Source organism: Xenophilus azovorans DSM 13620 (assembly GCF_000745855.1).
Taxonomy (GTDB): domain Bacteria; phylum Pseudomonadota; class Gammaproteobacteria; order Burkholderiales; family Burkholderiaceae_C; genus Xenophilus; species Xenophilus azovorans.
Window position 1 is genome coordinate 207,512 of record NZ_KN050766.1, and the last position, 10,045, is coordinate 217,556.

12 protein-coding genes are annotated in these 10,045 nt (G+C 69.1%); 7 read left to right on the forward strand and 5 right to left on the reverse strand.

What is annotated here, in order from left to right:
- Nucleotides 1-5: 5 nt before the first annotated feature.
- The 5 genes from Q392_RS27400 to Q392_RS27420 form a co-directional block, all read right to left on the reverse strand.
- Nucleotides 6-1,532, reverse strand: a complete 1,527-nt coding sequence (locus tag Q392_RS27400) for a UxaA family hydrolase (RefSeq protein ID WP_038216213.1) — start codon at nucleotides 1,530-1,532, stop codon at nucleotides 6-8.
- Between the two features lie 27 nt (nucleotides 1,533-1,559).
- Nucleotides 1,560-2,954 carry a TRAP transporter large permease gene (locus Q392_RS27405; protein WP_038216216.1) on the reverse strand — a complete coding sequence of 465 codons (1,395 nt, stop codon included), beginning with the start codon at nucleotides 2,952-2,954 and terminating at the stop codon, nucleotides 1,560-1,562.
- A gap of 10 nt (nucleotides 2,955-2,964) precedes the next feature.
- The gene (locus Q392_RS27410; protein ID WP_038216219.1) at nucleotides 2,965-3,525 is read right to left on the reverse strand and encodes a TRAP transporter small permease; all 561 of its coding nucleotides are present in this window, start codon (nucleotides 3,523-3,525) and stop codon (nucleotides 2,965-2,967) included.
- Between the two features lie 154 nt (nucleotides 3,526-3,679).
- On the reverse strand, nucleotides 3,680-4,675 hold the full coding sequence (locus tag Q392_RS27415) for a sialic acid TRAP transporter substrate-binding protein SiaP (protein ID WP_084217444.1): 996 nt from the start codon (nucleotides 4,673-4,675) through the stop codon (nucleotides 3,680-3,682).
- A 37-nt stretch (nucleotides 4,676-4,712) separates the two neighbouring features.
- Nucleotides 4,713-5,423: a FadR/GntR family transcriptional regulator gene (locus Q392_RS27420; protein WP_038216222.1), complete on the reverse strand. Its 711-nt coding sequence runs from the start codon at nucleotides 5,421-5,423 to the stop codon at nucleotides 4,713-4,715.
- Nucleotides 5,424-5,557: 134 nt separating this feature from the next.
- On the opposite strand from Q392_RS27420, the gene Q392_RS27425 reads away from it, so the two are divergent.
- From Q392_RS27425 to Q392_RS32475, 7 genes are all read left to right on the forward strand, one after another.
- Nucleotides 5,558-6,292 carry an SDR family oxidoreductase gene (locus Q392_RS27425; protein WP_038216225.1) on the forward strand — a complete coding sequence of 245 codons (735 nt, stop codon included), beginning with the start codon at nucleotides 5,558-5,560 and terminating at the stop codon, nucleotides 6,290-6,292.
- Nucleotides 6,289-7,035, forward strand: a complete 747-nt coding sequence (locus tag Q392_RS27430) for an SDR family NAD(P)-dependent oxidoreductase (protein WP_038216227.1) — start codon at nucleotides 6,289-6,291, stop codon at nucleotides 7,033-7,035. Before Q392_RS27425 ends, Q392_RS27430 begins: the two co-directional genes overlap by 4 nt.
- Nucleotides 7,036-7,067: 32 nt before the next feature.
- On the forward strand, nucleotides 7,068-7,916 hold the full coding sequence (locus Q392_RS27435) for a fumarylacetoacetate hydrolase family protein (protein WP_038216228.1): 849 nt from the start codon (nucleotides 7,068-7,070) through the stop codon (nucleotides 7,914-7,916).
- On the forward strand, nucleotides 7,913-8,905 hold the full coding sequence (locus Q392_RS27440) for an arsenic resistance protein (RefSeq protein WP_038216230.1): 993 nt from the start codon (nucleotides 7,913-7,915) through the stop codon (nucleotides 8,903-8,905). Before Q392_RS27435 ends, Q392_RS27440 begins: the two co-directional genes overlap by 4 nt.
- 81 nt (nucleotides 8,906-8,986) lie before the next feature.
- Nucleotides 8,987-9,412, forward strand: coding sequence for an EamA family transporter (locus tag Q392_RS27445; protein ID WP_038216232.1), 426 nt, complete (start codon nucleotides 8,987-8,989; stop codon nucleotides 9,410-9,412).
- A gap of 64 nt (nucleotides 9,413-9,476) precedes the next feature.
- Nucleotides 9,477-9,758: a hypothetical protein gene (locus Q392_RS33235; RefSeq protein ID WP_157008381.1), complete on the forward strand. Its 282-nt coding sequence runs from the start codon at nucleotides 9,477-9,479 to the stop codon at nucleotides 9,756-9,758.
- Between the two features lie 83 nt (nucleotides 9,759-9,841).
- On the forward strand, nucleotides 9,842-10,045 hold a 204-nt coding region (locus tag Q392_RS32475; RefSeq protein WP_211260326.1), incomplete at its 3' end, for a helix-turn-helix domain-containing protein.

Genomic DNA, 10,045 nt, shown 5'->3' on the forward strand with positions numbered 1-10,045 from the left:
CCTGCTCACATCACGGCTCCGACTTGCCACGGCACGAACTCGCTCTGCCCGTAGCCGTGCAGCTCGCTCTTGCTGTGCTGCCCCGACGCGGTGGCCAGCACCAGCTCGAAGATGCGCTGTCCCATCTGCTCGATGGTGGCGGTGCCGTCGATGATCTCGCCGCAGTTGATGTCCATGTCCTCCTCCTGCCGCTGCCACAGCGCGCTGTTGGTGGCCAGCTTGAGCGAGGGTGAGGGCGCGCAGCCGTAGGCCGAGCCGCGGCCGGTGGTGAAGCAGATCATGTTGGCGCCGCCGGCCACCTGTCCGGTGGCGCTCACAGGGTCGTAGCCGGGCGTGTCCATGTAGACGAAGCCGTGCGCCGCGACGGGCTCGGCGTACTCGTACACCGCCTCCAGGTTGCTGGTGCCGCCCTTGGCGACGGCGCCCAGCGACTTCTCCAGGATGGTGGTGAGGCCCCCGGCCTTGTTGCCGGGCGAGGGGTTGTTGTTCATCTCGCCTTCGTTGACGGCGGTGTAGTGCTCCCACCAGTGGATGCGCTCGACCAGCTTCTCGCCGACCTCGCGCCGGACGGCGCGGCGCGTCAGCAGGTGCTCGGCGCCGTAGATCTCGGGCGTCTCCGACAGGATGGCCGTGCCGCCGTGCGCCACCAGCAGGTCCACCGCCGCGCCCAGCGCCGGGTTGGCGCTGATGCCGGAGTAGCCGTCCGAGCCGCCGCACTGCAGCCCGATGGTGATGTGCGCCGCGCTGCAGGGCTCGCGCTTCGCCGCGTTGGCGCGCGGCAGCATCTCCTCGATCAGCGCGATGCCCTTCTGCACGGTCTTGTGCGTGCCGCCGGTGTCCTGGATGCTGAAGGTGCGCAGGTTCTCGCCTTCGCTCAGGTGGCCGGTGGCGAGCCAGGCGTTGATCTGGTTGGCCTCGCAGCCCAGGCCCACCACCAGCACGCCGGCGAAGTTGGCGTGCGTGGCGTAGCCCGTCAGCGTGCGTTCCAGGATCTGCATGCCCAGGCCCTGCGTGTCCATGCCGCAGCCGGTGCCGTGCGTGAGCGCGACCACGCCGTCCACGTGGGGGTAGGGCGCCAGCGCGGCCGGGTTGGTGCGGCGCGAGAAGTGGTCGGCGATGGCGCGCGCCGCGGTGGCCGAGCAGTTCACGCTGGTCAGCACGCCGATGTAGTTGCGCGTGGCCACGCGGCCGTCGGCGCGGCGGATGCCCATGAAGCTGGCTTCGCGCCGCGCCGGCGGTGGCTTCACGTCGGCGCCGAAGGCGTAGTCGCGGGCGAAGTCGCCCTTGTCCGGCCCCATGTCGAGGTTGTGCGTGTGCACGTGCTCGCCGGGCGCGATCGGCCGGCTGGCGAAGCCGATGATCTGGTTGTAGCGGCGCACCGGCGCGCCCGGCGCGATGGCGCGCGCCGCCACCTTGTGGCCGGCCGGGATCAGGCCGCGCACGGCCACGCCCTCGACCGTGGTGCCGCCGACGAGCTGGCTGCGCGCGATCAGCACGTCGTCGGCCGGGTGCAGGCGAATGAAGGGGTTCATCGTGGGGGACTCCTGCCGCTGGCGCGGCTAGAAGAACATTTTCGGAAGCCAGAGAAACAGCTTGGGCATGTAGGTGATGACGACCAGGCTCAGCAGCAGCGGTACCAGCCACGGCAGGATGGCCATGGTGGTGCGTTCGAACGAGAGTCCCGCCACCCGCGCCAGCACGAACAGCACCAGCCCCATCGGCGGGTGCAGCAGCCCGATCATCAGGTTCAGCACCATCACCAGGCCGAAGTGCACCGGGTCGATGCCCAACTGCAGCGCGATCGGCAGCAGGATCGGCACCAGGATGGTGATGGCCGCCGTCGGCTCCAGGAAGCAGCCGACGAACAGCATCAGCAGGTTGGCCAGCAACAGGAAGACCCAGGCTTCCTTGGTGAAGCCGAGCACCCATTCGGCGATGCCGGTGGTGATGCCGGTGGCGGTGAGCATCCAGCCGAAGATGGACGCGGCCGCCACGATGAACAGCACCGTGGCGGTGGTCTCGATGGTGTCCAGGCACACCTTGACGAACATCTTCCAGGACAGGGTGCGATACCAGCCGAAGCCGAGGATCATGGCCCACACGCAGGCGGCGATGGCGCCCTCGGTGGGCGTGAACAGGCCCGTGCTCATGCCGCCGATCAGCAGCACCGGCGTCATGATGGGCAGCAGCGCCTCGAAGCGGAAGATGCGGTCGAGCACGAACAGCGAGGCCAGCCCCACCAGCACCGCCGGCTGCGCCGGCAGGTCCAGCTTGGCCACCACCAGCCACAGCAGCAGCGGCCAGCCGATCACCACCGCCAGCTCCGACAGCGCCTTGACCAGGCGCGGGCCCGAGAACTTCATGTCGCGGCCCCAGCCGTTCTTGTGCGCGTAGTAGGCCACGGTGAGCATCATCAGCGCCGTCATCAGCAGGCCCGGCATCAGCCCGGCCAGGAACAGCGCGCCGATGGAGACGTTGCCCATCATCCCGTAGATCACGAAGGGCAGGCTCGGCGGGATGATCGGCCCCAGCGTCGCGGAGGCGGCCGTCACGCCCACCGCGAACTCGGTGCTGTAGCCGTGCTCCTTCATCGCCTTGATCTCGATGGTGCCCAGCCCGGCCGCGTCGGCGATGGCGGTGCCGCTCATGCCGGCGAAGACCACCGAGCCGACGATGTTCACGTGCCCCAGGCCGCCCTTGAGCCAGCCCACCAGCGCCAGCGCGAAGTTGTAGATGCGCGTGGTGATGCCGGCGTTGTTCATCAGGTTGCCGGCCAGGATGAAGAAGGGCACCGCCAGCAGCGGGAAGCTGTCGATGCCGCTGATCATCCGGTGCACCACCACGAAGGGCGGCAGGTTGCCGGTGCCGAGGATGTAGACCAGCGAGGCGCCGGCCATGGCGATGGCCACCGGGATGCCGCCGGCCATGAAGATGAGGAAGATGACTTTCAGCATGGGTGGCGGCTCAGTGATCGTCGATGGTGGACTCGGGGCGTTCCAGCACGCTGTAGCCGCGCCGCCAGTGGATGCGCGCGACCTGCAGCGAGCGCCAGGCCATGGCGGCGAAACCCGCCAGACACACGCCGTAGACGATGTTCATCGGCGCGTCGATGATCGTCATGCGCGTGTTGCTGCCGATCTTGAGCATCATCTGCAGCGTCATCACCGCCGCGGCGACGAAGAAGGCGGTGCGCAGCACGTCCACCGCGCGCGACAGCCAGCGCCCCATGGCGGCCGGCATGTGGCGGTAGAAGAAGTCCACCTGAATCTGGTTGTTCTTGCGCACGCCGATGGCCGTGCCGATGAACACCACGCCGATCAGGAAGTAGCGCGCGACCTCCTCCGTCCAGGCGGCCGAGTCGTTGAACACGTAGCGCGTGACGAACTGGTAGAGCACCGTGGCGCCCAGCAGCCAGAACAGCGCCAGCGCCGCCCAGCCCTCGGCGATGGTCCCCGAGAGGTCCACCGCCTCGTCCTCGGCATGGAAATGCCCTTCGTCGTCGATGATCTTCTGTGGTTCGCTCATCCTGTCTCCATCACGCTGCGCGCCTCGCGTGGGCGAGCGCAGCGAAGCCTGCTCGGGGACGCCCACGGAACTGGCTTTGCCAGGCCGTAGGGCGTGCCCCCTTGAGGGGGGATTGGCGGGCCACACGCAGTGAGGCCCGCCAAACGGGGGTGGGCTACTTGATCGCGATGATGCGGTCGTAGTCCTGCTGCCGGTAGCCGTGGTCGGTCGGCTTGGTGTTCTTCAGCACCGCCTCGCGGAAGGCGTTCTTGTCCACCGTGATCACGTTGTTGCCGCGCTTCTTGAACTCCTCGACCAGGCGCGCCTCCGACGCGATGATCTCGCGGCCGGTCTTCTCGGCGGCCTCCTGCATCACGTCGGTGAAGATCTTCTTCTCGTCGGCCGACAGGCGGCTCCACAGGTTGCCCGAGACGATCGTCAGCAGCGAATCGACGATGTGGCCCGTCAGCGAGATGTTCTTCTGCACCTCGTAGAACTTCTTGGCCTCGATGGTGGGCAGCGGGTTCTCCTGCGCGTCCACCGTGCCGTTCTGCAGCGCCAGGTACACCTCGGCGAAGGCGATCGGCGTGGCGTTGGCGCCGAGCGCGCGCGGGAAGGCCAGGTAGGCCGGCGCGTCGGGCACGCGGATCTTCAGGCCCTTCATGTCCTCCGGTTTGGCCACCGGCCGGTTGGCGCTGCTGGTGACGTGGCGCGCGCCGTAGTAGTTCAGCGCCGTGATGTGGTTGCCCGTCTTCTCGTCGTAGCCCTTGGCCAGTTCCTTGAACACGTCGCTGGTGGCGAACTTCAGCTGGTGCTCGGCGTCGCGGAAGATGAAGGGGAAGTAGGTGATGGCCAGCGGCGTGTAGCTGCGGCCTGCGAAGCTGGCGCCGGTGAGCACGATGTCCACCGTGCCCAGCGTCAGGCCCTGGTTGATGTCGGCCTCCTTGCCCAGCGTGGAGGCGGGGAACACCGTGATCTCGTACTTGCCGTTGGTGCGCTTCTTGATCTCCTCGCCGGCCCACACCGAATACTTGTGGAAGGGCTCGGAGGTCTCGTACACGTGCGCCCACTTGAGCTTGGTCTGCGCCTGCGCCGCGGCGGGGCCGGCGGCCGCGGCTGCGATCACGGCGCAGGCCGCGAGGGTCTGGATGGCGATTCGTCGGGATGGCATGCTCTTGTCTCCTTCTTGGGGTGGTGGGTGCTGGCGCTCAGGAAGCCTTGGCGCGGCGCCAGCTCGCGCTGAATCTCTGGTGGGACTTGTCCATGTGCTCGTGCATCGCGCTGCGGGCGGCCGCCGCGTCGCGCGCGGCGATGGCGTCGCGGATCGCCTGGTGCTCTGCGATGGCCGAGCGCCAGGACTTCACCGTCTCGAAGTAGCCGCCCAGGCGCGTGAAGATCGGGCCGCGGCGCGAATCCCAGAAGCCCTGGACGGTCTCGCTGAGCACCGCGTTGCCGCAGGCGTCGACGATGGCGAGGTGGAAGGCCCGGTCGCCCTCCAGCGGCATGACGCAGCGGTCGGCCATGCCGCGCATGTCGGCGATGGCCCGGTCCATCGCCTCGACGTGCGCGCGCTTGCGCTGCTGCGCGGCGATGGCGGCGGTCTCGCCCTCCACCACGCGGCGGGCGCGGATCAGCTCCAGCGGCCCCCACTCGTTGGCGGCCGCCGCCGGCTGGCTGGTGCGGCGCGTCCGCTCCAGCACGTACACGCCCGAGCCGGTGCGCACCTCGACCCAGCCTTCCACCTCCAGCGCGATCAGCGCCTCGCGCACCGAGGGCCGGCTCACGCCGAGCTGGCGCGCCAGGTCGCGTTCGGCGGGCAGGCGCGTGCCGGCGGCGAACTCGCCACCGGCGATCAGCGCGCGCAACTGCTCCGCGATCTGGCGGTACAGGCGCTGGGGTTCGACGGACTGGATGGGCACGTGGGGAAAAGAGGGCAGGGTTGTCCTGAAGTGGACAAGTGGTCAGGCCAATTCCAGAATACGGCCTCTGAAACCGGTTGCGGAATCCGGCCTAACCCGAACGGCTGGCGCAGCCAAGCAAGGAGACGAAGAGGATGAGGCTCAAGGGCAAGACGGCGCTGGTCACGGCCGCCGGGCAGGGCATCGGTCGCGCGAGCGCGCTGGCCATGGCGGCCGAAGGCGCGCAGGTCTGGGCGACGGACGTGAACGAGTCGCTGCTGCAGGCCTACGCCGGCGTGGCCAACGTGCGCGCCGCGCGGCTGGACGTGCTGGACAAGGCGGCCATCGACGCGCTGATCGGCGGGCTGCCGGCACTGGACGTGCTGTTCAACTGCGCCGGCGTGGTGCACAACGGCACCGCCCTGCAGGCCACCGACGACGAGCTGGACTTCGCCTTCCGGCTGAACGTGCGTGCGCAGATGTGGACGATCCAGGCGGCGCTGCCGGCCATGCTGAAGGCCGGGCGCGGCAGCATCATCAACATGGCCAGCGTGTGCTCCAGCATCAAGGGGCTGCCCAACCGCTTCGTCTACGGCACCACCAAGGCCGCGGTGCTGGGCCTGACCAAGAGCGTGGCGGCCGACTACGTGGCGCAGGGCATCCGCTGCAATGCGGTGTGTCCCGGCACGGTCGACACGCCCTCGCTGGGCGAGCGCATCGCCGCCAACGCTGACCCGGAGGCCGCGCGCCGCGCCTTCGTCGCCCGGCAGCCCATGGGCCGGCTGGCGCAGGCCGAGGAGATCGCGCCGGTGGTCGTCTTCCTTGCCAGCGACGAGTCGGTCTTCGCCACCGGCCAGGCCTTCAGCGTCGACGGCGGCATCACCATATGAACCAGCTCGATTTCCGCGGCCGCCACGCGGTGGTGACCGGCGGCGCCTCGGGGCTGGGCTACGGCATCGCGCAGCGGCTGATCGCCTCGGGCGGCAGCGTCACGCTGTGGGACCGTGACGAGGCCGCCGCCGCGCAGGCCGCACGCGAACTCGGCCCGCAGGCCGCCGCCCTCGGCGTGGACGTGACGCGGCAGGCCGCCGTCGCCGGGGCCGTGCAGGCCACGCTGGCGCGCGCCGGCCGCATCGACGCGCTGGTCAACAGCGCCGGCATCACCGGCCCCAACGCCACCGTGTGGGACTACCCGGCGGACGCCTGGCGCGAGGTGATGGAGGTCAACGTCACCGGGCTGTTCCTGTGCTGCCGCGAGGTGGTGCCGCACATGCGCGAGCGCGGCGACGGGCGCATCGTCAACATCGCCTCGGTGGCGGGCAAGGAAGGCAATCCCAACGCCAGCGCCTACAGTGCGAGCAAGGCGGCGGTGATCGCGCTGACCAAGTCGCTCGGCAAGGAACTGGCTGCCACCGGCATCCGCGTCAACTGCGTGGCGCCGGCCGCGGTGAAGACCGCCATCTTCGACCAGATGACGCCCGGACACATCGGCTTCATGCTGTCGAAGATTCCCATGGGCCGCTTTGGTACCGTCGAGGAAGTCGCCGCGCTGGTGGGTTGGCTGTGCACCGACGAGTGTTCGTTCTCCACCGGCGCCGTGTTCGACCTCTCCGGCGGCCGCTCCACCTACTGATTCGATTCGCAACAAGAAAGGAAAGACCTCTCATGAAGCTCGTGCGCTACGGCAAGCCCGGCAAGGAAAAGCCCGGCCTCATCGACAGCCAGGGCCTGCTGCGCGACCTGAGCGCGGTGGTGCCCGACATCGGCCCCGCGCAGCTCGGCGACGCCGCGCTGGCGAAGATCGCCAGGATCAAGGAGGCGAAGCTGCCGCTGGTCAAGGGCAAGCCGCGCTACGGCTGCCCGGTGGCCGGCACGCGCAAGTTCATCGCCATCGGCCTGAACTACGCGGACCATGCCGCCGAGTCGGGCATGCCGATCCCGGCCGAGCCGGTGGTCTTCACCAAGGCGGTGAGCTGCCTGCAGGGGCCCAACGATCCGGTGATGCTGCCCAAGGGCTCGGTCAAGGGCGACTGGGAGGTGGAGCTGGGCGTGGTCATCGGCACGCGCGCGCGCTGCGTGACGCAGAAGGACGCGCTCAGGCACGTCGCCGGCTACTGCGTGGTCAACGACGTGAGCGAGCGCGAATGGCAGCTCGAGCACGGCCTGACCTGGGACAAGGGCAAGGGCTTCGACACCTTCGGCCCGGTCGGCCCCTGGCTGGTCACGCGCGACGAGGTGCCCAACCCGCAGAAGCTCGCGATGTGGCTCGACGTCAACGGCCAGCGCATGCAGACCGGCAACACGAAGACCATGATCTTCAACGTCGCCCGCCTGGTGAGCTACGTGAGTCAGCTCAACACGCTGGAGCCGGGCGACATCATCACCACCGGCACGCCGCCCGGCGTGGGCATGGGCATGAAGCCGCCCGTGTTCCTGAAGAAGGGCGACGTGATGGCGCTGGGCATCGAGGGGCTGGGCGAGCAGCGGCAGGAGGTGGTGGCCTTCAAGCTGTGAGCGCAGGCCCTGCGGCCGACGTGCGCGCCGCGCTGGAGGCGCGCCAGGTGCGGATCTACTTCGCCGCCGTGGTGGCGGCGGCCGTCCTGGGCTGGCTGTGGCCCTCGGCCGCCGCCCTGTCGGCCGCGATCGAACCCCTGCTGGCGCTCATGCTGTTCGCGACCTTCCTGCAGGTGCCGCTGACCGAGTTGCGGCAGGCGCTGACCGGCATCCGGTTCGTGCTCGTCCTGCTGCTCGGCAACTTCCTGGTGGTGCCGGTCTTCGTGGCGGTGCTGTTCCCCTGGCTGCCGCCCGATCCGCTGGTGCGCGTGGGCGTGCTGCTGGTCCTCCTGACCCCGTGCATCGACTACGTGGTCACCTTCGCGCACCTGGGGCGGGCGGATGCCCGGTCGCTGCTCGCCGCGACACCCGTGCTGCTGGCCTGCCAGATGCTGGCGCTGCCCCTCTACCTCGGCTGCTTCCTGGGCGGGCAGGCGGCGGGCCTGGTCCGCGCGGGTCCGTTCCTGCATGCCTTCGCGTGGCTGATCGTCGTGCCGCTGGCGCTGGCGGGCCTGTGCCAGGCCTGGGCCGGGCGGCATGCCGCGGGCAGGCGTGCGGCCGGGCGTCTGGGGCTGCTTCCCGTGCCCGCCACCGCCGCCGTCCTGTTCGTCGTGGTCGCCTCCGTCGTGCCGCAACTGGGGCAGGCGGCCCAGGCCGTGTGGACCGTGGCGCCGATCTACGTGGCCTTCGGCATCGTCGCGCCGCTCCTGGGGTGGGCGCTCGGCCGGGCGGCGCGTCTTCCCGCCGAACAGTCCCGCGCGGCCGCCTTCAGCATGGCGACGCGCAACTCGCTGGTCGTGCTGCCGCTGGGCCTGGCGGTGCCGGGTGCGATGCCGGTCGTTCCGGCGGTCATCGTGATGCAGACGCTCGTGGAACTCGCCTGCGAGCTGGTCTACATCAGGCTGCTGCCGCGCCTGGGCGCGGCGGCCCGTTCGCGAGGGGCCGGGTAGCATCATCCATCGTCACCCAAGTCTTGCCGCCGCGGTCGTGTCGATCTGCGAGGCACCGGGTGCTTGAGCCAGGAGGAGTCCATGGAGCGATGGGTTTGGTATGCCGTCCTGTCGATGGTCTTTGCCGGCTTCACGTCCGTGATCGCGAAGCTGGGCCTGACGGGCATTTCGGGTGACCTGGGGCTGGCGGTCCGGACGTGCTTCGTGTTCGTGTTCGTTCTGCTCTTCGCGGCGGTCGTGGTGCCGGGCAGGGAACTCGGCATGCTCACCGCGACGAACCTGCTGTGGCTGGGCCTCTCGGGCGTGACGACGGCGCTCTCGTGGGTCTTCTACTACAAGGCCATCAAGGCCGGCGAGGTCTCCACGGTCGCACTGATCGACAAAGGCAGTGTCGTCGTTGCGCTGCTGCTGGCGTGGCTGGTGCTGGGCGAGACGCTCAACGCTGCCAAGGCCCTGGGCGGCGCGCTGATTCTGGCCGGCCTGGTGGTGATCGCGAGCGGCCGGTAGGCCGCCGGCTTCGCGCCTTGTGGGGAGGTGACCGTTTTGGCGGCGGGGACTGCTGAGCGGCAAGATGGAAAAACCTAGTCGCGGCGCGGGGTTGCGAACGATCGGCCTGTTGAACCCCTCGGCGCTGGGTTTGGCAGCAAATGAGCGGATTGGAGGGCTAGAACGGTCATTCTGGGCCGGAAACGAGCTGGCCTGGGGCCTCGATGCCCCGGAACGCGATCAGGGGCTCCCAGGCCCTGTGTTCATTGGGGAATCCACCTTCGCCGACCCGGCCGCTGCGCCAGGATCTTCCGGCGGGTGGCTGGGCGGCGAGGTCGGACGTTTGTTGATTTCCATCCAGAACTGACCCACTTGGCCCGGTAATTTCCATCCAAATCTGACCCACGTAAGAACCCTAACCTGCTGCTTTTGGTGGCAGGAGCAATAGGAGTGATTGACGTGGCGACACTGAGTGTCATCAGACGTTGGGCCTTGCGCGAGCAACTGTCCATCCGCGAGATAGCCCGGCGCACGGGCCTGTCTCGCAATACCATCAAGAAGTATCTGCGCGCGGAGGCGGCCGAGCCGCGCTATGCCAAGCGTGTGAGTCCGAGCAAGCTTGACCCCTATGCCGAGAAGCTCTCGGCCTGGCTC